The 21667-nt window shown below is 60.0% G+C and carries 20 protein-coding genes, 1 tRNA gene and 1 pseudogene; 10 read left to right on the forward strand and 12 right to left on the reverse strand.

What is annotated here, in order from left to right; all coding sequences use genetic code 11:
- Nucleotides 1–5 precede the first annotated feature (5 nt).
- The 6 genes from V5B59_RS13150 (at nucleotide 6) to V5B59_RS13175 (ending at nucleotide 6581) form a co-directional block, all read left to right on the forward strand.
- Nucleotides 6–887, forward strand: coding sequence for an SCO family protein (locus tag V5B59_RS13150; protein WP_332351961.1), 882 nt, complete (start codon nucleotides 6–8; stop codon nucleotides 885–887).
- A 155-nt stretch (nucleotides 888–1042) separates the two neighbouring features.
- Nucleotides 1043–2278, forward strand: coding sequence for a tetratricopeptide repeat protein (locus V5B59_RS13155; RefSeq protein WP_169070168.1), 1236 nt, complete (start codon nucleotides 1043–1045; stop codon nucleotides 2276–2278).
- A 26-nt stretch (nucleotides 2279–2304) separates the two neighbouring features.
- The gene (locus tag V5B59_RS13160; RefSeq protein ID WP_169070169.1) at nucleotides 2305–3438 is read left to right on the forward strand and encodes an efflux RND transporter periplasmic adaptor subunit; all 1134 of its coding nucleotides are present in this window, start codon (nucleotides 2305–2307) and stop codon (nucleotides 3436–3438) included.
- A gap of 9 nt (nucleotides 3439–3447) precedes the next feature.
- Nucleotides 3448–4167: an ABC transporter ATP-binding protein gene (locus tag V5B59_RS13165; RefSeq protein ID WP_169070178.1), complete on the forward strand. Its 720-nt coding sequence runs from the start codon at nucleotides 3448–3450 to the stop codon at nucleotides 4165–4167.
- Complete coding sequence (locus tag V5B59_RS13170) at nucleotides 4149–5357, forward strand: ABC transporter permease (protein WP_169070170.1); 1209 nt, start codon at nucleotides 4149–4151, stop codon at nucleotides 5355–5357. The genes V5B59_RS13165 and V5B59_RS13170 overlap by 19 nt, the downstream gene beginning before the upstream one ends.
- Before the next feature lie 18 nt (nucleotides 5358–5375).
- Nucleotides 5376–6581 (forward strand): ABC transporter permease, encoded by a 1206-nt coding sequence (locus tag V5B59_RS13175; protein WP_211203372.1) that lies wholly within the window; start codon nucleotides 5376–5378, stop codon nucleotides 6579–6581.
- Between the two features lie 55 nt (nucleotides 6582–6636).
- On the opposite strand, the gene V5B59_RS13180 is transcribed toward V5B59_RS13175, so the two are convergent.
- From V5B59_RS13180 to V5B59_RS26245, 6 genes and pseudogenes are all read right to left on the reverse strand, one after another.
- Nucleotides 6637–8058 (reverse strand): AarF/UbiB family protein, encoded by a 1422-nt coding sequence (locus tag V5B59_RS13180; RefSeq protein WP_332351962.1) that lies wholly within the window; start codon nucleotides 8056–8058, stop codon nucleotides 6637–6639.
- A 233-nt stretch (nucleotides 8059–8291) separates the two neighbouring features.
- On the reverse strand, nucleotides 8292–8663 hold the full coding sequence (locus tag V5B59_RS13185; RefSeq protein ID WP_332351963.1) for a hypothetical protein: 372 nt from the start codon (nucleotides 8661–8663) through the stop codon (nucleotides 8292–8294).
- Between the two features lie 312 nt (nucleotides 8664–8975).
- Nucleotides 8976–9179: a hypothetical protein gene (locus V5B59_RS13190; RefSeq protein WP_034910040.1), complete on the reverse strand. Its 204-nt coding sequence runs from the start codon at nucleotides 9177–9179 to the stop codon at nucleotides 8976–8978.
- Nucleotides 9180–9235: 56 nt separating this feature from the next.
- Nucleotides 9236–9718, reverse strand: coding sequence for a GNAT family N-acetyltransferase (locus tag V5B59_RS13195; RefSeq protein WP_169070173.1), 483 nt, complete (start codon nucleotides 9716–9718; stop codon nucleotides 9236–9238).
- Nucleotides 9687–9998: a DUF1778 domain-containing protein gene (locus tag V5B59_RS13200; protein WP_034910043.1), complete on the reverse strand. Its 312-nt coding sequence runs from the start codon at nucleotides 9996–9998 to the stop codon at nucleotides 9687–9689. The genes V5B59_RS13195 and V5B59_RS13200 overlap by 32 nt, the downstream gene beginning before the upstream one ends.
- A gap of 546 nt (nucleotides 9999–10544) precedes the next feature.
- Nucleotides 10545–11014 (reverse strand): annotated as a pseudogene (locus V5B59_RS26245) (DUF6988 family protein).
- 109 nt (nucleotides 11015–11123) lie between these two features.
- Between V5B59_RS26245 and V5B59_RS13205 the strand changes: the two are divergent.
- On the forward strand, nucleotides 11124–12428 hold the full coding sequence (locus V5B59_RS13205) for an IS701 family transposase (RefSeq protein ID WP_246149239.1): 1305 nt from the start codon (nucleotides 11124–11126) through the stop codon (nucleotides 12426–12428).
- 1280 nt (nucleotides 12429–13708) lie between these two features.
- On the opposite strand, the gene V5B59_RS13210 is transcribed toward V5B59_RS13205, so the two are convergent.
- The 4 genes from V5B59_RS13210 to V5B59_RS13225 all read right to left on the reverse strand — a co-directional run bounded on the left by V5B59_RS13210 (nucleotide 13709) and on the right by V5B59_RS13225 (nucleotide 16186).
- Nucleotides 13709–14119, reverse strand: a complete 411-nt coding sequence (locus V5B59_RS13210; protein WP_169069142.1) for a type II toxin-antitoxin system VapC family toxin — start codon at nucleotides 14117–14119, stop codon at nucleotides 13709–13711.
- Complete coding sequence (locus V5B59_RS13215; RefSeq protein WP_169069143.1) at nucleotides 14119–14358, reverse strand: AbrB/MazE/SpoVT family DNA-binding domain-containing protein; 240 nt, start codon at nucleotides 14356–14358, stop codon at nucleotides 14119–14121. The genes V5B59_RS13210 and V5B59_RS13215 overlap by 1 nt, the downstream gene beginning before the upstream one ends.
- A 454-nt stretch (nucleotides 14359–14812) precedes the next feature.
- Nucleotides 14813–14906: transfer RNA gene (locus tag V5B59_RS13220), tRNA-Ser, on the reverse strand.
- On the reverse strand, nucleotides 14906–16186 hold the full coding sequence (locus tag V5B59_RS13225) for an aspartate kinase (RefSeq protein ID WP_169069144.1): 1281 nt from the start codon (nucleotides 16184–16186) through the stop codon (nucleotides 14906–14908). The genes V5B59_RS13220 and V5B59_RS13225 overlap by 1 nt, the downstream gene beginning before the upstream one ends.
- Before the next feature lie 241 nt (nucleotides 16187–16427).
- Here V5B59_RS13225 and V5B59_RS13230 point away from each other — a divergent pair, with 241 nt between their 5' ends.
- A complete protein-coding gene (locus tag V5B59_RS13230) occupies nucleotides 16428–16733 on the forward strand; it encodes a helix-turn-helix domain-containing protein (RefSeq protein WP_169069145.1) in 306 nt (101 codons plus the stop codon).
- Between the two features lie 107 nt (nucleotides 16734–16840).
- Here V5B59_RS13230 and recN read toward each other — a convergent pair whose 3' ends face one another.
- Together recN and V5B59_RS13240 are read right to left on the reverse strand one after the other, a co-directional pair.
- Nucleotides 16841–18496 (reverse strand): DNA repair protein RecN, encoded by a 1656-nt coding sequence (gene recN, locus V5B59_RS13235; protein ID WP_169069146.1) that lies wholly within the window; start codon nucleotides 18494–18496, stop codon nucleotides 16841–16843.
- Between the two features lie 35 nt (nucleotides 18497–18531).
- Nucleotides 18532–19458, reverse strand: a complete 927-nt coding sequence (locus V5B59_RS13240) for an NAD kinase (RefSeq protein WP_169069147.1) — start codon at nucleotides 19456–19458, stop codon at nucleotides 18532–18534.
- Between the two features lie 74 nt (nucleotides 19459–19532).
- Between V5B59_RS13240 and hrcA the strand changes: the two genes are divergently transcribed.
- Nucleotides 19533–20561, forward strand: a complete 1029-nt coding sequence (gene hrcA / locus V5B59_RS13245) for a heat-inducible transcriptional repressor HrcA (RefSeq protein ID WP_169069148.1) — start codon at nucleotides 19533–19535, stop codon at nucleotides 20559–20561.
- Nucleotides 20561–21664 (forward strand): ferrochelatase, encoded by a 1104-nt coding sequence (hemH, locus tag V5B59_RS13250; protein WP_169069149.1) that lies wholly within the window; start codon nucleotides 20561–20563, stop codon nucleotides 21662–21664. The genes hrcA and hemH overlap by 1 nt, the downstream gene beginning before the upstream one ends.
- Nucleotides 21665–21667 lie beyond the last annotated feature (3 nt).

Below are 21667 nucleotides of genomic sequence, written 5' to 3' on the forward strand. Positions count from 1 at the left end.
TTCCGGTGAATAGTCGCTTCTCTCACGCGCTACTTGCATCCATCTTCCTGCTCGCTGCGCCACCGCTCGTCGCCGACGACGCAGCGGCAGGGAAACCCAAACTCACCGCTCGCCCACAGGGAGTCAACAGCGGCCTGGTACTGACGGCCCTCGACGAAAAAGCTGCTTTCGAATTCTCGCAAAGCGCCATCGGCAAAGCGGTCGGAGACTTCGTACTCCTCGATCGCCAGGGCCAGCCGGTCGAACTGTCGCGTTACCGAGGCAAGCCGCTGCTGGTCAACTTCATCTACACCGCCTGCTTCCAGGTCTGCCCGACGACCACCCGCAACCTGCAGAAAGCCGTCGAGAATACGGTCAGCGTCATGGGTGCCGATCGCTTCAACATGATCAGCATCGGTTTCAATCAGCCGTTCGACTCGCCGGCCGCGTTGAAGGACTTCGCCAGACAATACGGCATCCGTCTGCCCAACTGGGAATTCCTGAGCCCTGCCCCGGCGATCGTCAGCGATCTGACACGCAATTTCGGTTTCAGCTTTGTCGCGACTGCGGCTGGCTTCGATCACCTCAACCAGGTGACCATGGTCGATGCCGACGGGATGATCGTCCGCCAGGTCTATGGCGAAAAGTTTACTGCCGAGGACATCGCCGAACCACTCAAGATTCTGATCACACGCTCGGCGATCCCACCGGAAGTCGGCACTCTCAATGAACTCATGCAGCGCGTCAGAATCATCTGCTCGATCTACGATCCCGTGACCGGCAGATATCGGACCAACTACTCCTTGTATTTCCAGATTGCCGGCTTCATCACCTTTGTCGGCTTCATGATCTATCTGTCGATCAATTTCTGGAAGAACCGGCGCCGCCATGAAGAAAAAACGTCCTGAATAGCCGTGCTTCGCGCAACGGCGCTTCTGGATGGACAAGCCGTTATAGCGCACATCCTCCGAATCAGCAGAGGGCAGAATTTTGGTTTGCACGCACTTCTTGTTAGAATCGGCCGCTCAAGTGACGCCCAACCACGGCAAGGCAAACCATAAGCATGCGCTCGAACTCTCCCAAGCCTTTACGGGCGCCCTTTCCTGCCGTGATGGCCGGCCTCCTGTTGGCCTGCTGGATCGCCCCAGCCATTGCAGACGAGATCTCGGATGCGCGGCGTCTATTGAAACAGGGGCAATCGGCTGAGGCCCTCGCAAAGCTTGATGCCTACATTGCGAGCAGGCCGAAAGAGGCGCAAGGGCGATTCCTCAAAGGATTGATCCTGATGGAAATGGGCCGTCCGAGCGAAGCCTTGATCGTGTTCAGCAAGCTCAACGAGGACTATCCGGAACTGCCGGAGCCCTACAACAACCTGGCTGTTCTGTATGCCCAGGAGCAGCAGTTGGACAAGGCTCGTACCGCACTCGAGATGGCCATCAGGACGGATCCGGGATATGCCATCGCCCGCGAGAACCTGGGTGACGTTTACGCCCGGCTCGCCAGCGAATCGTATGGTCAGGCACTGCAGCTCGACCCGGCAAGCAAATTGACACAGTCCAAGCTGTCCAGACTGCGTGAACTCAACCTCAGCGCTTCTGGCAGCGATGCTGGCAGGCAGGGCGAGGAACTGCGACCAGTCCCCAAGTCGACCAGAAAGACCGGCGCCGCGCCGACCAGGGGGTCTGCTGCGCCACCGCCCGCCGCAAGCACTGCTGCAACCAGGCCCGTGCCAAAGGTGACGCCGCTTGCTGCTGCGGAAACCCTGCCAGACAAACCGGTACAGAAACCTGCGATGACCGCAGTTGAGGCTTCCGGCAATCCATTGACCGCTGTCGCCATGGATCAGACCGCCTTGAGCCAGGATCCGGAACGAGGGATCGCTGCCGGTGGCTGGGATCTGGCCTTCAGCCCATACACGGTCCATTACAATCCAGACAAGGATCACAAACCGGTGGTCATGCTGGGACTCAACAAGGCTCTGGAAGGGCGCTGGTTTGCCGGTGGGGTCGCGTTTGCCAACTCCTTCGGGCAGCCAAGCGCCTACGTCTACGCCGGGCAGCGTTACGTCAACCCCTTCGGCTTCGAAAACTGGTACCTGCAGTGGACAGCAGGTCTCCTGTACGGTTATGTCGGTGAGTATGAAGACAAGGTACCGATGAACTACAAGGGCTTCTCGCCGGGATTCGTGCCCAGCATAGGCTACCGGTTCAACAAGTACCTCTACGGTGAACTCGACATCCTGGGCGCTGCGGCGCTGATGTTCACCGTGGTCGCCCCGCTGCCGAAGGACTGGCCCTGAGCCACCGCCGACGCTACGCCGTTAGCATGCTTCTGGTATCGCTGCTGATTGCCGCCGGCGTCTGGTGGGCAAGCCGCCCGAAACCGGTCGCCGTGGTGCTGAAAGAGATCGAACGTGGCCTGGTCGAATCGACGATCGCCAATACCCGTGCCGGGACGGTTGAAGCCTGTCAGCGCACCCGCTTATCCACGATTACCGGTGGCCGCATCGAGGTCCTGGCAGTCAAGGAGGGAGATCGCGTCAGCAAGGGGCAACTGCTGATGAAGCTCTGGAACGACGACCAGCAGGCGCAAAGCGCATTGGCCATCGCACAGACCACCACTGCCCGCCACCACATCAGCGAGGCCTGCGCCGTGGCTGCCAATGCCGAACGCGAAGCCGAACGGCAGTCGGCGCTGCGCGCCAAAGGTTTTGTCTCGACCGCCAGAGAGGACAGCGCGCGTAGTGAGGCGATCGCCCGGCGTGCCGGCTGCGAGGCCGCCCGCGCCGACCTCGCACAGGCCGAGGCGAAGGTCCGCCTGACGCGCGTCGAGCAGGGACGAACGGTACTCTATGCGCCGTTTGCCGGCACCATCGCCAAGATTGTCGGCGAAGTCGGCGAATACTCGACGCCGTCGCCGCCCGGCGTGCCGACGCCGCCGGCGATTGACCTGATCGACGACTCGTGCCTGTACGTCAAGGCCCCGATGGACGAGGTCGATGCACCCAGGATCAGCGCCGGACAGCCGGTCCGCATCAGCCTCGACGCACTGCCGCGGCAATCCTTTCCGGGCAGGGTCAGGCGCGTCGCGCCATACGTATCGGCGGTCGAGAAGCAGGCGCGCACCGTCGATATCGAGGCCACCCTCGATGACCCGAGCGCACCGGGCCGACTCCTGGTCGGCTATAGCGCCGATGTCGAAGTGATTCTGGCGGTTCGCGAGCAGACCGTTCGCGTTCCCACCCCGGCGCTGCTCGAAGGCGGTCGCGTGCTGGTCGCAGGCGCTGACGGTAGCCTCGAAGAACGCCGGGTGAAGACCGGCCTCGCAAACTGGGAATATACAGAGGTTCTCGAAGGCCTGACCACCGGCGAACGCGTGGTCACTTCGCTCGAACGTGCGGGCGTCAAGGCCGGAGCGCATTATTCGGTCGAGTCCCGGCCAGCGGCGGCCGGCAAGTAATTGATGAGCATGGCGCTGATCGAACTCTCCGGAATCGAGCGAGTCTTTCGCCTCGGTGATAGCGAAGTGCACGCCTTGCGCCATCTCGACGTCTGCATCGCAGCCGGCGAGTACGTGGCGGTGATGGGTCCATCCGGCTCGGGCAAATCAACGCTGCTCAACCTGATCGGCCTGCTCGACCGCCCGAATGCCGGCACTTACCGTCTTGAGGGCTGCGACGTCACCACCCTCTCCGCCGAAGAACAGGCACACCTGCGCAGCGAACGCATCGGCTTCGTCTTTCAGAGCTTTCATCTGGTGCCACGCCTGACCGCCGCTGAAAACATCGCGCTGCCGATGACGCTGGCGGGCGTTGCACCCCTCCGGCGCGCCGAGCGTGTCGCCCGCGCACTCCGGGACTATGGCCTTGAGCAGCGCGCCAACCATCGTCCGGATCAGCTTTCGGGTGGGCAGCGCCAGCGCGTCGCGATTGCCCGCGCAACGATCATGCAGCCGGCGCTGATCCTCGCCGACGAGCCGACCGGCAACCTCGATCGCAGCACCGGCGAAGAAGTGATGCGTCTGCTCGAAGGACTCAACGACCAGGGTGTCACGCTGATTGTCGTCACCCACGATGGCAGCCTCGGTGCGCGTGCGCGGCGCCAGTTGTTGATGGCGGACGGCGCCCTGGAACATGATCGATGGCGCAGCCCCCAGGGTTTGACTGACGTATGCGTACTCCCGACCTGATTCGTTTCGCCCGCGACGCGGCTACCGGCAACCCGCTGCGCACCTTTTTCCTGGTGCTGGCGATGGCCATCGGAGTCGCTGCCGTGGTGCTGCTGACGGCGCTCGGCGATGGCGCACGCCGCTATGTGTTGAACCAGTTTTCCTCGATCGGCAGCAACCTGGTCATCGTTCTGCCTGGCCGCTCGCAAACCGGCGGCTTCAACCCCGGTAACGCCATCACCAGCACGCCGCGCGACCTGACCATCGACGATGCGCAGGCGCTGCAGCGCGCCAGCGCCGTGCACCGCGTCGCGCCGCTGGCGGTTGGCACTTCCGAGATCAGCGTCGGCGGCAAGTTGCGCGAAGTCATGCTTGCCGGGACCACCGCCGAATTCATCGAGGTACGCCGCCTGGCGCTCGCGCAGGGGCGTTTCCTGCCGCAGGGCGACTGGCGGCGAGGCGCTTCCGAAGCCGTCATCGGCGCCAAGATCCGCGATGAAATGTTCGCTCGTGACGAGGCGCTCGGCCAGTTGGTACGCATCGGTGACCGGCGTTTTCGCATCGTCGGCGTCCTCGCATCGACTGGCCAGGGGCTGGGAATGAATACCGACGAGTTGGTCATCGTGCCGGTATCGCTGGCGCAGGCGATGTTCAATAGCAATACCTTATTCCGCATCCTCGTCGAGGCCAGCAGCCGGGACAGCATCGACCTGGCCAAGGCCCAGTTGAGCGAAATCATCCGACTCCGCCACGAGGGCGAACAGGACGTCACGATCATCACCCAGGACGCCGTCCTCGCCACCTTTGACCGTCTGCTCGGAACCATGACCATTGCCGTTGCCGGCATCGCAGCGATCAGCCTGGCCGTCGCCGGCATTCTGGTGATGAACGTGATGCTCGTCTCGGTCACCCAGCGCACCGCGGAAATCGGCTTGCTCAAAGCGCTCGGCGCTACCGGCGCGACGATCCGCAATGCCTTTCTGACCGAGGCGGCGATGTTATCGGTGGCGGGCGCCCTGCTCGGCTTCGTGTTCGGACAGGCCGGCGCGGCGATCATCCGCCAGATGTATCCCGAATTTCCAGCGTTTCCACCGGACTGGGCGGTGCTGGCCGGACTCGGCACCGCGCTTGGCACCGGCATCCTGTTTGGCGTGTTACCGGCGCGGCGGGCGGCGCGGCTCGATCCCGTGCAGTCGCTGTCGAAACGCTGAGCTGCTGAGCAGGATGCGATGATTCGCCCCGGCGACGGACTGCAACTTGCCTTGCGTGCCATTACTGCGCACCGCCTGCGCAGCTTTCTGACGCTCCTCGGAATCGCCGTCGGGATTGCCGCCGTCATCCTGCTGACCTCGATCGGCGAAGGGATCCATCGTTTTGTCCTGGCCGAGTTCACGCAGTTCGGCACCAATGTGATCAGCGTCGCACCAGGCAAGGTCAAGACCTCCGGCCCGGCGCCAACCGGCATCCCGACCTCGGTGCGGCCGCTGACGCTGGAGGATGCCCGCGCCCTAGGACGTCTGCCGCATATCACCGGCATGACCGCAACCGTGTGGGGCAACACCGAGGTCAATGCCAACGGCCGCCTGCGCCGCAGCACCATCAACGGGGTCAGCGCCGAGATGCTCAAGGTGTACCACATCCAGGTCAGCAGCGGCCAGTTCCTGCCGGCCGAGGATGCCGACAATGCGCGCGCTTTCATCGTTCTCGGTGCAAAGCTCAAGGAAGAATTGTTCGGCACTGGCAATCCCCTGGGTGCGCGGGTGCGCGTTGGCGGCCTGACCTTTCGTGTCATCGGCGTTCTGGAAGCCAAGGGGCAGTTTCTCGGCATTGATCTCGATGACGCCGCCTACATCCCGACGGCTCGCGCTCTCGAACTCTACAATCGCGATGGGCTGATGAAAATCGATCTGTCGTACGAAGAAGGGCTAGCGGCCGCCACTGTCAGCGCGCTGGTCAAGGCAACACTGAAGGCACGTCACGGACGCGAGGATTTCACCATCACGACGCAGGAAGACATGTTGCAGACGCTGTCGAACATCCTCGACGTCCTGACCCTGGCGGTTGGCGCTCTGGGCAGCATTTCGCTGCTCGTCGGCGGTGTCGGCATCGTCACCATCATGACCATCGCGGTCTCTGAACGCACCGGCGAAATCGGCCTGCTGGTCGCTCTCGGCGCACCCCGCCGCACCATCCTCGGCCTGTTTCTCGGCGAAGCCGTCGCGCTATCGGCGCTCGGCGGGCTGCTCGGCGGCTTCCTCGGGGTCGGGGTCGCGCAGTTGCTGCACCTGCTGCTGCCGGCGCTGCCGGTGCACACGCCACTCAGTTTCGTCGTCCTCGCCGAGAGCACCGCGATCGCGATTGGCCTGCTCGCCGGCGTGTTGCCCGCCAGGCGCGCGGCACGGCTGGACGCCGTCGACGCTCTGCGCGCCGAATGAAAGCAGCGGCGGCAAACCTCAGAGGATTCCCGTGCTCCTGGCGTCGCCCGACCTGCTATTCATCGTTACCCACCCAAAAGCGCAGTGCGGTCGCCGGCAGTTCGGCCCAAAGACCAAACAGGTCGGCATTCGAAAGATGGGCGCCCACGCGGCCACGCGAGTCGGCCCAGACCCAGGGGCGCCACGCCAAACCCTTGAAAAACCGCATCGCCCCCTCGCGGATCAGGACGCCATCCATGTTCATCTGCGGCGAGACGTCGGGAAGAACGCCCGATAAGGTCAGCAACGCCTTGCGGAAGAGAATGACTTCCTCGGGAAAACGCACGGCCGACGTCGATGCCAGGGTATCCATCAAAGACGTCATCCAGCCGAATCCGGGAAAGTTGCCACAACGCACCTGCCGAATCGACTCCTTGACGGCGGCTTGCACCCGAGCGTCGTCGACTGGCTGACCCAGCACGGCGATCGCCGCGCAGATGCGTCTGTCGTTCAGCGTGACAGCGCCCAGAACCAGTTGCACGACCGCCTCGCATTGCCGTTTCGAGAGTCGCGTGGTGAGTGCCCAATCGATGATGGCCAGCCGCCCGTCCGGAGTGGCCATCAGGTTTCCGGCGTGCGGGTCGGCATGGAAAACTGCCCCTGCCTCCTGGCAAGCCCAGAAGGGCTGGGCCAGGAGGGCCCTGATGATCCGTTCGGCACGCTGTCGCATTTCCGTCGCAGGCAAGTCCTGCCGGGTCACCTTGCAGCCATCGACTCTTTCCATGGCCGTGACGGAAGGCGTCGAAAACGGGAACAGACGGGGAATGAAGATGTCGGGCGAGCATGCGTAGAAATCAGCTGCCTGGCTCAAATGGGTCTGCTCCCGGTCCAGGCAAACTTCATTGGCAAGAAGGCGGGCCACCGTTTCCAGCGTATTGTGGTAGTCGAATACCGGCAGGCCATAGTGTGCGCAGCGTTCTTCGAGAAAGCCCCCGAGCGCGGGCCAGATGGCGAGTTCCTCATTCAACCGGTCCTGTACCCCAGGCCGCAGAATCTTCAAGACACCCCGTTGTGGCAGTGTGCCTCCTGCCTGCCGCCAGAGGAAAGGCAGGACGACGGCGACACTGGCCTCGGCAATTGCCTTCCGCCCTATCTGCAAACCCGCGATCTGGCCTAGCTCGCGCTCCAGCAGCGGACGGATTGCCACCAGCGAATCCGTGGGCACCAGCGTTTCGAGTTCCTGCAAACGTAGGCGCAGATCGAGGGACAGGCGCCGGTCATGGGCCACGACCTGCCCCAGTTTGTGCAGGGTCGGACAGAGACGGAACAGGGCGAGCATTCGCCGGGCACGACTGACATTACTCGGCAGTCCGAGTTGTGCGGCAAATATGGCTTGCTGGCGGATCGGTGAAAGCCGTTCGAGGAAATACAGCAAGCCGTCCGCCAGCAGGGGGCGATATCCGGCATAAGTCGGCGGCACCAGTTCTGTTAGGCGCAACAACATTTCCAGCAAACCGTTGTCGACATGAGGGTGGCGGATCATGGTGCCAACAGGCTAGCGTACTGGCGAAACAGGAGGGAAGTGGCCACTGGAGGGATTGTTTCCGGTCACGAAAGCAGGAAAGCCACCCTGAGAGTGGCCTGACTGCCGGATTCCTTGGATGTGCGTAGTTTACTACCGAACCACTCGAGATTGTGGCCAATGGGCCAATGAGCTTGACACCTATCAGTTTAAGTTGGCACCCAAAACGGAGGCAGCGGCGATCCAGTTTCGACGAGTCGGTAGAGCTTTCTCAAACCGCGGGTGAACCACGAGAGACAGCTACGGAGCATTTTCCGGACGCTCCAGTGATCATCCGAGGTCTGCTCCTGTGCTTTCATTTCCAAGGGGGTTGGGCGCTCCAGTTGATCTTTCCAGCCGACGCGGACGCACCAGTGCAAGGCCAGGGCCATGATGAGGAGCATCTTATCCAGGCGTTTCGCCTGTTCCAGGTGGCTTTCGGCCAACTCGAAGCCGCGCGATTTGAGGTCGGAGAACATGGGTTCAATGCCCCAGCGCAACCCGTAGTCGAGTACGCGCGCTCGCGTAGGCGGACAATCCATGGCGATGATCCTTGGTTCCGGGTGGCCAGGCTCATGCAAAATGCCGATTGCGGTTGGTACGCCTTCCGCAAACAGCGTGACTTGAGGCAGGTAGCGTTCGCGGCACCTTGCGGCCAATTCGCCTGTGGTGGTCAGTTCGCCTTGGCCAGTATCCACGGAGAAGTTGCTTTTGAGCCTCCCAACCCCGCGCGCGGGCCAGGCGCTCTCAAAGAAACACGGAGTAGGCCCGCCGCCGGCCCTTGCGCCTACCTGTTACTTGCTGCACATGGTTAGTGGCAGTGCCGATATGACCGACCTAGCATTGGTGTGAGCTCACGCGAGCCCGTTTTTGAGGATGGTCCGGGAATCGTCGGCGACCATGGTGAGCGCTGCGATGCGCATCCCGTTTTCGGGTAGGTGGTCTTCGAACACCAGTCCAAATTTCTTATCCTGCAAGGCGGCAGCCCACTCAGCAGACAGGCGCTCGCGAAGGCGAGGATCGCTGACTTGGGCGATCAGGTCGTGAATGGCGGACAACGGGTTCTCCCTATTCTTGTTGTGTTACGGCGGATCGCCGTCAATCGGTCACCAACTCACCCCATCACCTTTGCCGACAAGAACAACAGCAGTGGATTGTCTGGAGATGCTACGAAGCCGAAGCGTTGATAGTAGCCCGAAGCCTGCTCATCGATGGCATCAACGAACAGACCGATGCCGCCACCCTCAGTGTAGATTCGTTGCGCCCGAGTAAGGGTATCTACCAACAGCAATTCGCCGAGACCCGTGCCCTGATATTGCCGATCAACGGCCAGACGCCCCAAGCGCACACCAGGAATTCGACGCGGCAGTTTCTTACGCCAAGCCTCAGGCAGATGGTGGTTTTCGAGTTCGGCAAGCGTGAGCGCGTAGTACCCGCAGATACGATCTGGCGCTTCCTCTCGGGTGGCTACGAAGGTCTTCGACAGCCCCTTCTCCTGATGCTGGCGGGCAACTTGCCGCAGCCAGTCGTTTAGCTCCTGGCGACCACAGTCGAAACCTTGCCGTTTATGGCTTCCAGTTAAAGGACGTACCTGCATCGTCTCCCCTGGCTTCTTGATAGCGCTCGATAGCAGCCTGCAGCGTAGCGTTGGGCTTGGGTGGGTTCTCCATCAGTTCGAGCAGCCAATTCCAGTCGCGAGGGGACAGGCGGATGAGTTCTTCACGCTCGATCACAGCCTGTGCCTCCTTCAGCGCCGACTGCACCAAAAACTGATTGACCGTGGCACCAGTCAGTTCTGCCGCACGGCAAAGCGTTTCGTAAACCTCGTGGGGGACGCGAGCACCGATGCGGTCTTGCTTGGCAATGGTCGTTCCCATTTCATCTCCTGCATTCAAGTGAAGTGCCAGTGTATCACTGTCGCCAAAATGACGCCAATCCCTGATTTGACACGCTACCTTGTCGTAGGGGTGGCGTGCTATGAGGTGTGAAGATGAAGATTGAAGCGGCGTGGCCTAGCCAACACCTGCCATCGCTGGCCGTATGTGCGCCAGGTACAGGGTTCCTCCTCCTGGAGAGACTACGGCAAAGACAGGGAAAGGTCGATCTGTTGTGATGTACTGGGAATCAGCGATCGAGACCTTCACGGAGATCGGGGAAGGCCCATTGTTGCGAGCCACGATTCGGTGGCCATCACCTTCCTTCTCTGATTCGATGGAAAACGGATAATTCTGGCTGTGATCGGCCAGGGAATTCGGACTGCAAACCAAGACGGCAAGGGCAAGAAGGACACGCCTCAACACGGCACACTCTGAAGTTCCTGTATGCAGCGATGATACCCCATCGCCAGTAACGGTGCTCTGTCCCTCTGCTATTCTGTGGTTCTACCCCATCAGCATCAACAGACTGGCCGCCCGAGAGACAACTTAACTGGAGCCTGAGGGCAAAAACTCTGGCAAACAATCAACGAACGTAGGTTGGATACCGCTCATCTCCTTGGCAAGAGTAGGGTTGCCAGACAAAATTGCCAGCATCATCCCGCTCATCGTGAGGAGACCGTTCGAATTCCGTATGACTTGGATCAATAGAGGCAAGGGGTAACCCTCGGTCTGGCGTCTTAAGGGGTGTATTCCCCCATGTACGAAAGAGTTTAACGCCTTCAACGACACGTCCTTAAATTCATTTAGCATCTGCGTAGCAGCAGGTGGCGCCTTCCCTTCAATGGCGCCAAGCATCTCCGATAGCATTGGAAGCCTACTGGCCGCTTCTCCGCAGCAGATGCGAGCGCTGTATGCAATTTTTCTACAACCACATCTGGTGCAGCGTACAGGAGCCAGACTGATCGTGTCAGTGCCTCGTACTGAAGGCGCATGAGGCTAATTCTACTTTGCCACATTTCTAAAATGGTTGAAATACAGGCTATTGAGCTACATATCTAATGCTCTACCACATAAGGAGTATGACGATGAAATCGCCAAATTTATTTATTTGGGATCGGGCGTGCGGTGGCCAGCTGCTGCGAGAATCTGACCAGCCATTTTCAGTCGTTCCGGGAGTGTTTCCGCAGTAAAACGCGAAGCACGGCCGAGCAAGCTGAACAGTACTTGCGGGGCCTTTTTCAAAGCCCTCGTGCGAACCTGGAACAGATGAGCGAGACGGTGGCGGAGACCGAGTATTACAGCCTCCACCACCTGTTGAGCGATGCTGCATGGGACTTTGAGAATGTGCGTCGGGAGACGGCGCGACAAGCGGACGAGTGGATCGGTGGGCCAGAGACGGGACTGTTGCTCGATGAGTCTGGGGTCCAAAAGAAGGGCGACCATTCAGCGGGCGTCGCCAGGCAGTACAACGGTCGCCTGGGTAAGGTCGAGAACTCGCAGGTTGGAGTGTATGCCGCCTTGGCACGAGGGTCGCAGGCGGCGATCATCGACTTCGAATTGTTCCTTCCAGAGCGTTGGGTTGAAGACGCCAAGCGTTGCCAGGAAGCGGGGATTCCGGAATCGGCACGGGTCTTTCGGACTAAGCCGCAGATGGCTGCCGAGATGGTCAAGCGGGCACGAGCCGCCGGGGTGCGCTTTGGCTTCATCGGTGCCGACGGCCTCTATGGCCACGCGACTTGGCTGCTGTTTGATTGGGACGATGCAGGTGAGGTATTCGCCACCGAGGTGCACAGCGACCAGCAGTTTTACTTTACCGATCCGGGAAAGGCGTGGGTACCGGCCTGGGAAGCCCGCGAATGGGCCGCGCGCCTGAAACGAAAGGAGTGGCACCCGGTGATCCTGCGCGACGGGGAGAAGGGTGAAGTGCGCGCGATGTTTGCCCATACCCGCGTGTGGATCAGTCATCCGAACAGCGCACAGGCCCGCCAATGGCATCTCCTGGCACGCCGCGATGGCAAGGAGGTGAAGTTCATGCTCTCCAACGCGGCGCCCGACACGCCACTTCGCGAGCTGGCACGCATGCAGGCACAGCGCCACTTCATCGAGCGCGCCTTCGAGAATGCGAAAGGTTGCTGTGGGATGGCCGACTACCAGGTACGCAAGTGGCGGGCTTGGTACAACCACATGGCGCTCGTCTGCGTTGCACTACTCTTTCTCGTCAAGGAGCGGCGGCAACACTCACCCTACGCCGAGTTACTGTCCTGTGCCGATGTCGTCGACATGCTCGTGGCGCAGCTCCCGGTGAAGATTCACGGTCGCGAAGACCTCGTGCGAATCATCGCCGAGCGTCATGCACGGCGACAAAGCGCCCGCGACAGCGCCTACCGAAGGCAGCCGCCAGCACCCAAAAATGCCATTAGAATCTGTTAATGTAGAACTAATGGCTGGCGTAGGCAGTCCTTCGTAGAGGAGTGCCCTTAGACCTCGGGCGTGCTCCAGAGAAACAGTGCACGCGAGAAAGCTGGCGGATATCCGCTCAGACGCATCGTATGTCTCATACTTCTCAGGATCGAGAAGGCTGATGATCGCCTCGTCCAGGGTATCGGAACGGTGAAGGATGGCATCCAAGCTCTTAACGTTGTGGCGAGTAGGCATAGAAAAGGAGTTCTGACACAGCGAGTTACCACAATAACATCATAGATGTTCGTCTGTCCCTCTTGTCAAAAACCACATGGTTTGTGTTGGCGTAGCTCACAAAACCAAAGCATACGCCATCGCGAAACCCGCCAAGACCACTCAAAAACTCAAGCAAAAACAACTACTTGAAAAAACCGTACTAAATTTCCGAAGTCAGGAGGTTTCGAGAAAAACGCCCCTTAAGACGCCAGAATTCGTCAGAAATGACATTTGTGGGGGTAGGCGAGGTCAGGAGGTTTAAACGAAAAACCCCGCAAACACTGCCTCGCCGCCTCCTCAAGAGTCGATGAGCCTGAGTTAAGGTAGACCTCTGCCATGTCCTTATCACCAAATTCCATAAGACCCCCTGGAAAGCAAATAGATAAGGTGTGACCGACGGCGTTGGTGCATAAATACTCTCTTTAAAAATCAATAGCTTAAAGCGATGGAGGCGTCAATTTATGACAAAATTTGACGTTCCTGGCATATTTTCCGAAAGTTGCTTTTTCTAACATGCTGTTTTTATGTTAATTTTTCATGGCGAATTATGCACCAACGCCGTGACCGACCCAACTTCAGCGCTAGAACAATTACTCGCCTGCGTTCGCCTGGTTTCCTTAAGCGACTATACATCGCGGTACCAAGCAGATCGGCATTTGCAGATCTGAGGCGCTGGTACGCTACTCGCGTTTCCAGTGTAGTATCCAACCACTTCCCATCGTCATTGAGAGAGACCAGCGTGTCATTCACGAGGACTTCAACGGCAACCTGTGGGTTGTCTTGGAAAAGCCACCATAAGCGGTCTTGGGTAAGTTCTCCGACATTCCGAGACGGCATTTCCTCATGGATTAGCTGTTGAAATGTCGGAAGACTTCTTCACAACCGCTTAGATGTTTTTCCGCCAAGTGCTGTTAAATCGATCAGGCTTTAGCGTGGTTTGTGCACCAGAGGCGTTCGACCCGCAATTCTTTCCTTCTGGCACGCCCGGAAACAGATCCAGGCCGCCCCGGTTGTACTCGGGCCACCCCGTGCTCTTACACGGGCACCTCCGGTGCGATCAATATTACGCTGGGAAAGTACGAGGCGTAGCGTCGTGTGTCCCTGGTCAGAACGGGATAGCCCGACACAGCCGCGTGCGCCCCGATAAAGAAATCGCCAAGGACATTGATCTTGGTGCCCCCTTGTCGCCGATAACGTACAAACGCTTTGCCGGCGAGAAACAGTGCTGGGCGCGGTGTCTCAATCATGACTAGGCCGAGGTCATCGAGGGCTTGATCCAGGGCTTCCACCGTCGAGAAGGTCAGCGAAAGTTCGGAGTAGATGATCGGGTTGATTGCCAGCCGATGAATCTTCGACTGGGCACGCAATTGATGAGTCGACCAGTCGGCCCATTCTGGATCGTCCTCCAGAACGTCGACCAGCACGTTGGTGTCGACCAACAGCATCAGCCCTCGCCGCGCAGCAGAGCCATCAAGTCGTCGGTTCGCCACTTTACGTCAGCCTTGCCCCGAGCTACATCGAAACGGTCGGGCTGACGGCTCGAACAGGCGCCAACCTTGTGGATCACCACATCGCCATCGCGATTGACGGCGAAGTCCACAGTGCAGCCCGGTGCCAGATTGAGGGCATCGCGAATCTGCTTGGGGATAGTGACTTGTCCTTTGCTGGTGAGTGTCGTCGACATGGCAAATCTCCGGTGTATTACACATGAGCGAATTGTAATACCTTTGCGGGGTGGCGGCAATCCAAGTGGCTCTTTTTGCCAGTCACCGTGCTTTCCTGATCGAACGGCGCGTCCCGCGCGCCCTCATCGACCAGCGGAAGGGGCGAACGATGGGCGGGCACCACGCAGACCGCCCCACGACGATATACCGGAGCGCCTGAGCGGCCTCGATCGTCTCCTCCAGGCCGAGTGCAACCTCTCACCAACCAGACATTTCGCGATGGCGTACATCACGAAACCAAAGCACGCGCCAACGCGAAACCCGCCCAAGCCCATCGAAAAGTCACTTCAAAACAACCACTTGAAAAAACCGTACTAAATTTTCGAAGTCAGGAGGTTTAAACGAAAAACCCCGCAGAACATGGCGCTCAGCAGGGTGTTCGTAAAAGCCTCAGACAGTTTGCGTCTGGTGTCCTGGCGGAGACGAAGGGATTTGAACCCTTGATGCAGGTTTATGCCCGCATGCTCCCTTAGCAGGGGAGTGCCTTCGACCTCTCGGCCACGTCTCCTAGGAAGGCGTGATAATATCGGTTTCCCCACGGCCGGTCAAACTCAACTTCGACTTCGGAGGTTTTTCCAGGCCGAAAGCCTTGTGCAGGATGCGTACCGCAAGTTCTAGGTATCTTTCTTCGATGACCACCGAGATCTTGATTTCGGATGTCGAGATCATCTGCAGATTGATATTTTCCTTGGCCAGCGCGCCGAACATCTTGCTCGCGACGCCCGGATGGGAGCGCATGCCGACGCCGACAGCGGAGACCTTGCAGGTGGTATTGTCACCGGAGATGTCGCGTGCGCCGATTTTTTCCTTGACGGTTTCCAGAACGGAGAGTGCCTTGCTGTAGTCCGTACGGTTGACAGTGAAGGAAAAGTCGGTGGTGCCGTCACGGCCGATGTTCTGAATGATCATGTCGACGTCGATGTTCGCATCGGCGATTGGCCCGAGGATCTGGTAAGCGATGCCAGGGCGATCCGGAACGCCCTGTACGGTCAGTTTGGCTTCATCGCGATTGAAAGCAATCCCGGAGATGATCGGTTGTTCCATATTCCCTTTTTCCTCAACAGTGATCAGCGTACCCTCCCCTTCTTCCTCGAAGCTGGAAAGAACACGGAGTTTGACTTTGTACTTGCCGGCAAACTCGACCGAGCGGATCTGGAGCACCTTGGACCCCAGGCTGGCCATTTCCAGCATTTCTTCGAAGGTGATGGTGTCGAGTTTGCGCGCTTCGGGCACGACGCGCGGGTCGGTGGTGTAGACGCCGTCGACGTCGGTGTAGATTTGGCACTCGTCCGCTTTCATCGCTGCAGCCAGCGCTACGGCTGAGGTATCCGATCCTCCCCGGCCGAGAGTGGTGATGTTGCCGTCCTCATCGGCACCCTGAAAGCCAGCCACGACGACGACGTGTCCGTCGGCCAGCGACTTGCGAATCCGGTGCTGGTCGATTTTCAGAATTCGCGCCTTGGTGAAGGTGCTGTCGGTCAATACCCCGACCTGGAAACCGGTAAAGCTCTTTGCCTTGAGCCCTTCGGCATGCATGGCCATGGCCAGCAAGCCGATGGTCACCTGTTCGCCGGTTGATGCGATCACGTCGAGTTCGCGCGGATCCGGTGTAGGCGAAATTTCTCTGGCCAGTCCGATCAGCCGGTTGGTCTCTCCGGCCATGGCCGAGGGAACCAGGATAATGTCGTGCCCTTGTGCCCGCCAGCGAGCGACTCGCCTCGCGACGTTCTTGATGCGATCCGTCGATGCAACCGACGTGCCGCCGAACTTCTGAACGATCAGTGCCATCCCAAATCCAGTTGAAAAACACAAAAACCGGCATTCTAATGCAAGTCTTGTCATTGCAGCAAAAGGCTGGAGCCTCCGATATGCCGATCATCATTAGGCGTATGTTCTATTGAAATGCCACTTGCAATTCTTGGCGAATCGCTTATAGTGCGTCGTGTATTACCAAAGTCATATTGTGTGAAGGTTGGCAGGAAGTCGAATTTCTGCTGGTTCACTTGGCGTAATTGAAGAAAGGACAGTCATGAGCACCGTCAAAGTTGTTGAGCGGGTCGATCCTCGCGAAATTCGTCGCAGGCTTGGTTTGAATCAGCAGCAGTTCTGGTCCAAGATCGGCGTGACGCAGAGCGGCGGTTCGCGCTATGAAAGCGGCCGCAACATGCCCAAGCCGGTGCGTGAGTTACTGCGGCTCGTGCATGTCGAGCAGATCGACATTCAGCGCCTCAAACGTGAAGACTTCGAGGTTCTCGAATACGTCAAGGCGGAAGACCCGGAACTCTTCAAGACGCTCAAGAAGGCTGCCAAGAGCAAGCTCAAGAAGCCTGCCTGAAGCTTCGATTCACGAAGACCAGGGGGTTGCGGCAGATTGCTGAAAGTGACCGATGCATCCGCTTGCTGCGGCCGCCCCTGACGGACGGACAGCAGTTTCACTGCTGCTCACGATCGCCTCAGCATTTCCCTGGCATGTCGACGAGTGATCGCCGTAATGTCGATGCCGCCGAGCATGCGGGCGATTTCCTCGACCCGTGCATCTCCCTCGAGAGTGGCAACCTGGCTGCGAACCTCCCCTGCACGGCTCTTCTTGCTGACCTGCCATTGCCAGTTGGCGCGTGCGGCAACCTGTGGCAGGTGCGTCACACAGAGGACCTGTCGTTCGCCTCCCAACTCGCGCAACAAACGGCCGACCACTTCGGCAACCCCACCGCCGATTCCGACATCGACCTCGTCGAAGATCAGGGTCGGTACACTTGCTGCCTGACTGGTCACCACCTGGATGGCGAGGCTGATACGCGAGAGTTCGCCTCCTGAAGCCACCTTGGCCAGCGGCCGCGGTTCACTACCGGCCAGACCGGCGATACGAAACTCGACCTGTTCAAGCCCGCTGGCATTACCCCCTTCGACCGGCAGCAAACCAAGCTCGAAGCGGCCCCCAGCAAGCGCCAACTGCTGCATGACCTGGCTGACCTCGCGGCCGAGCGCCTCGGCTGCGCTGGCGCGTTTGCCGGATAAGCGCTGTGCAAGCTGTTCATATTGCGCGCGGGCGGCAGCGGCGCGCGCCGCGAGGCTTGCAAGATCGGCAGCTTCCCCGAGGACGCTCAATCGCTCCTGCCAGCGCGCCAGCAGCCCTGGCAAGTCATCGGGAGCACAGCGGAATTTGCGCGCACATCCGAGAACCGCTTCGATGCGCTGTTCGACTTCCACCAGACGCTGTGGATCCAGCTCGACACGGTTGGTGTAACGATGCAGGGCGGAGATCGCTTCGCTGAGTTCAGCTTGCACCGATTGCAGCAGGACGGCGACTTCGGAAAGCGCCGGATCGTACTCCGAAAGCCCATCCAGGCGATTGGCTACGGCAGCCACCTGGGCCTCACAAGCTGCGTCTCCCTCGGTCAAGACCTGCAAGGAGAACTGTGCTCCTTCGACCAGGCTGGCTGCGTGGCCCAAGCGCTTGTGCTCTTCGTTCAGCAGCAGCCATTCTTCGGTCGAGAAGCCGAGTGTTTGCAGTTCGCGAACTTGCCAGTCGAGTTGCTCGCGTTCGACCGCCAAGGCCTCGATGCCGCTGCTGGCGTGATCGAACAGTGCTTTGGCTGCGCGCCAGTTGCGCCAGGCGGCAGCCACTTCCGCCAGCAAGGGCTCGAGCCGGGCATGCGAATCGAGCAATGCGCGCTGCGCTTCGCTGCGTAACAGAGACTGATGCGCATGCTGGCCGTGAATGTCGACCAGCGATTCGGCCACCTCCCGCAACTGTTGTACGGTGACCGGCGAACCATTCAGATAGGCACGCGAACGACCGTTGGCATCCAGCACGCGACGCAGCAGCAAGACACCCTGCGTATCCAGATCATGCTCCTGTAGCCAGGCGGCAGCTGCCGGCGAAGCCGCGAGGTCGAACTCGGCATTTACCTCCGCGCGCTCGCACCCGGCGCGAATGAGGCCCGTATCGGCGCGCTCACCCAGCGCGAATGCCAGGGCGTCAACGAGAATCGACTTGCCGGCGCCGGTTTCTCCGGTCAGCGCGCCAAATCCTTGCTGGAACTCGAGTTCCAGCCGGTCGACCAGCACGAAGTCGCGAATTGTCAAACGACAGAGCATATGTAGGTCGTCAATCTGGTCGTCACGGCAATGGACTAATGTTCCTTGGGCCGCTCGCTCCAGTGCAGCTTTTGACGGAGCATGGCAAAGTAGCTGTAACCCGGCGGATGCAGCAGACAGATCGAATATTCGGAGCGACGAATACGTACGGAATCCTCGTTCCGGAGATCAACCGTCACCTGGCCATCGAAGTGGGCACGCGAATCGGTGGCGTGCACGATCCGGATCTCGATTTCGTTCCGGTCACCCACCAGGATTGGCCGGTTGGTCAGTGCGTGTGGGCAGAGCGGAACCAGGGCGATGGCGGAAACCTGCGGATGCAGGATCGGGCCATTGGCCGAGAGTGCGTAGGCCGTCGAGCCGGTGGAGGTGGCGACGATCAGGCCGTCCGAGCGCAGGTGGTAAATGAACTCGCCGTCGATGAACAGCTCGAATTCGATCATCCGACCAATCGCGCCCTTGTCCACCACCACATCGTTCAACGCCAGGTTGGAAACGACACTGCGCTCGCCACGCACGACCTCGGCATCGAGCAGCATGCGTGTTTCCGGAACGAACTTGCCGTCCAGGAGGTCGTCCATGCAGGTCAGCATGTCGCTACGTGCAATGTCGGTCATGAAGCCGAGACGCCCCTGGTTTACGCCGACCAGGGGCACCCGATAACGGGCCAGTTGGCGTGCGGCATTGAGCATGGTACCGTCGCCACCGACGACTATGGCGATGTCGGCATGGGCACCGAGCCACGTGAAATTGCCGCTCGCCCAACTCCCGAGTTCCAGATGCGAGATGACGTTGCAGGCGGTCTCTTCCTCGATCAGTACGGTCATGCCGCGTTCGTGCAGGTATTTGGCCAGCAAGCGAATCGACTCGGCAATCTCCGGACTGTGGTACTTTCCGACCAGCGCGATCGTCCGGGGTGGCTGCACACAATCAGCCGAAGCTTGAGGAAAGGCGTTGTTCATGGGCGAATTAAACCACAATTCAGGCTGCTGCCGCGGCACCCCGTGAGTGAAGGATTTTTTGTAGAATCGGACCCATGCTAGACGACCGTGCCAAAACACTCCTCAAGACCCTGATCGAACGCTATATTGCCGAAGGGCAGCCGGTCGGCTCGCGCGCCCTGTCCAGGTACTCGTGCCTGGACCTGTCTGCAGCCACAGTGCGCAATGTGATGGCCGACCTGGAAGAGATTGGTCTGATTGCCAGTCCGCACACTTCCGCCGGACGCGTGCCCACGTCACGCGGCTACCGCTTTTTTGTCGATAGCCTGCTGACCGTCAAACCCCTCGAAAAGGACAAACTCGACGCCATCGAGGGACAGCTTCTCCCCTCGCAGCCCACACAATTGATCAGCAAGGCTTCGCACTTGTTGTCCGGGCTGACCCATTTTGCAGGCATCGTCCTGGCGCCGCGCCGTCGGACGCCGAAGATCCGTCAGATAGAGTTCATCAGTCTGTCAGATAAGCGCATTCTGCTGATCCTGGTCACTTCCGACGGCGACGTGCAGAATCGCCTGCTCTTCCCTGGGCGATCCTATACACCATCCGAACTGGTGACCGCGACCAACTATCTCAATCAGCATTTTGCCGGCCAGGATTTCGAGCACATCAGTCGCCGTCTCCAGGAAGATCTGCAGAAACTGCGCGGGGATCTGCAGACGCTGATGGCCGCGGCGCTGACGGCCGGCGACGAGGTGATGCGTGGGCCGGACAGCCGCTATGTCATTTCCGGCGAGCGCAATCTGCTCGAAGTCGAGGAGTTCTCGTCGAACATGAAGCGGTTGCGCGAATTGTTCGACCTCTTCGAGCAGCGGACCTCGCTGATGCAGTTGCTCGAGCTCTCGAAGCGTGCCGACGGCGTGCAAATCTTCATTGGCGGCGAATCGGGACTGGCCCCTCTGGATGAGTGCAGCGTGGTCACCGCCCCTTATGCCGTGGACGGCGAAGTGGTCGGCTCGGTGGGCGTCATCGGCCCAACCCGCATGGCCTACGAGCGGGTCATTCCGATCGTCGAAATTACCGCCCGACTGCTCTCTTCGGCGCTGACCTATCAGGCCAGATACTGATGCCACCTTATCTTCCGGAGCCGGCCTACCGCCACGATAACTCCGCAGGCAGCGCCGTCCTGCTGATCAACCTGGGGACACCGGCAGCGCCGACGGCTGCGGCGGTGCGCCGCTACCTCAAGGAGTTTCTCTCCGACCCGCGCGTCGTCGAGATCCCGCGCGCCGCCTGGTGGCTGATTCTCAACGGCATCATTCTCAACATTCGACCGCGCCGGTCGGCGGAAAAGTATGCGGCGGTGTGGACTGCCGAAGGCTCGCCACTGCGCGTGCATGTCGAACGACAGGCCAAGTTGCTGCGTGGCTTTCTTGGGCAGGCCGGGCATCGGGTGCTCGTCGACTTCGCCATGCGTTATGGTGAGCCGTCGATTCCGGCAACACTCTCGCGTCTCAAGGCCGAGGGCTGCACGCGCATATTGTTGCTGCCACTCTATCCACAGTATTCGGCAAGCACGACGGCCAGCACCTTCGATGCGCTTGGCGCCTGGCTGCAGCGCGTGCGCAATCAGCCGGAAGTACGCATGGTCAGGAGTTTCGCTGATCACCCCGGCTACATTGCTGCGCTGGCAGCGAGTGTTCGCGAGCACTGGTTCAGCCATGCCCGGCCGGACCGATCGTATCGCCTGGTCATGAGCTTTCATGGCTTGCCGCGCTACACGCTGGACAAGGGCGACCCCTACCACTGCGAGTGCCACAAGACCGGCCGTCTGCTTGCCGAGGCACTGGGTCTCGGCCAGGAACAATACCAGGTCTGTTTTCAGTCGCGTTTCGGCCGTGCCGAATGGCTGCAGCCGTATACCGCGGCAACACTCCAGGCACTGGCAACACAGGGCGTGCAGCGGGTCGATGTGATCTGCCCGGGCTTCCCGGCAGATTGTCTGGAAACGCTCGAAGAAATCGCCATCGAAGGCAAGCGCGAATTCATGCGGGCCGGCGGCAGGGAATTTCACTATCTTTCCTGCCTCAACGAGCGTGACGACTGGATTCACGCACTCGCCGACCTGGCCGCCAGTCACCTGCAGGGCTGGCCGACCCGCACATCGCCGGATCCGGCCAGCCGTGAACTCAGAGCCTTGCGCGCGCGCGCCCTGGGAGCCTCGTCCTGAGGG

This window comes from Candidatus Accumulibacter contiguus, from assembly GCF_036625285.1.
GTDB classification, from domain to species: domain Bacteria; phylum Pseudomonadota; class Gammaproteobacteria; order Burkholderiales; family Rhodocyclaceae; genus Accumulibacter; species Accumulibacter contiguus.

Bases quoted from the DNA above. Each gene is read 5' to 3' on its own strand.
- V5B59_RS13155 (WP_169070168.1), top strand. From the start codon at position 1,043: ATGCGCTCGAACTCTCCCAAGCCTTTACGGGCGCCCTTTCCTGCCGTG.
- V5B59_RS13160 (WP_169070169.1), top strand. From the start codon at position 2,305: ATGCTTCTGGTATCGCTGCTGATTGCCGCCGGCGTCTGGTGGGCAAGC.
- V5B59_RS13165 (WP_169070178.1), top strand. From the start codon at position 3,448: ATGGCGCTGATCGAACTCTCCGGAATCGAGCGAGTCTTTCGCCTCGGT.
- V5B59_RS13170 (WP_169070170.1), top strand. From the start codon at position 4,149: ATGCGTACTCCCGACCTGATTCGTTTCGCCCGCGACGCGGCTACCGGC.
- V5B59_RS13175 (WP_211203372.1), top strand. From the start codon at position 5,376: ATGATTCGCCCCGGCGACGGACTGCAACTTGCCTTGCGTGCCATTACT.
- V5B59_RS13185 (WP_332351963.1), bottom strand. From the start codon at position 8,663: ATGGATTGTCCGCCTACGCGAGCGCGCGTACTCGACTACGGGTTGCGC.
- V5B59_RS13195 (WP_169070173.1), bottom strand. From the start codon at position 9,718: ATGCAGGTACGTCCTTTAACTGGAAGCCATAAACGGCAAGGTTTCGAC.
- V5B59_RS13200 (WP_034910043.1), bottom strand. From the start codon at position 9,998: ATGGGAACGACCATTGCCAAGCAAGACCGCATCGGTGCTCGCGTCCCC.
- V5B59_RS13210 (WP_169069142.1), bottom strand. From the start codon at position 14,119: ATGCTGTTGGTCGACACCAACGTGCTGGTCGACGTTCTGGAGGACGAT.
- V5B59_RS13215 (WP_169069143.1), bottom strand. From the start codon at position 14,358: ATGTCGACGACACTCACCAGCAAAGGACAAGTCACTATCCCCAAGCAG.
- V5B59_RS13225 (WP_169069144.1), bottom strand. From the start codon at position 16,186: ATGGCACTGATCGTTCAGAAGTTCGGCGGCACGTCGGTTGCATCGACG.
- V5B59_RS13230 (WP_169069145.1), top strand. From the start codon at position 16,428: ATGAGCACCGTCAAAGTTGTTGAGCGGGTCGATCCTCGCGAAATTCGT.
- recN (WP_169069146.1), bottom strand. From the start codon at position 18,496: ATGCTCTGTCGTTTGACAATTCGCGACTTCGTGCTGGTCGACCGGCTG.
- V5B59_RS13240 (WP_169069147.1), bottom strand. From the start codon at position 19,458: ATGAACAACGCCTTTCCTCAAGCTTCGGCTGATTGTGTGCAGCCACCC.
- hrcA (WP_169069148.1), top strand. From the start codon at position 19,533: ATGCTAGACGACCGTGCCAAAACACTCCTCAAGACCCTGATCGAACGC.
- hemH (WP_169069149.1), top strand. From the start codon at position 20,561: ATGCCACCTTATCTTCCGGAGCCGGCCTACCGCCACGATAACTCCGCA.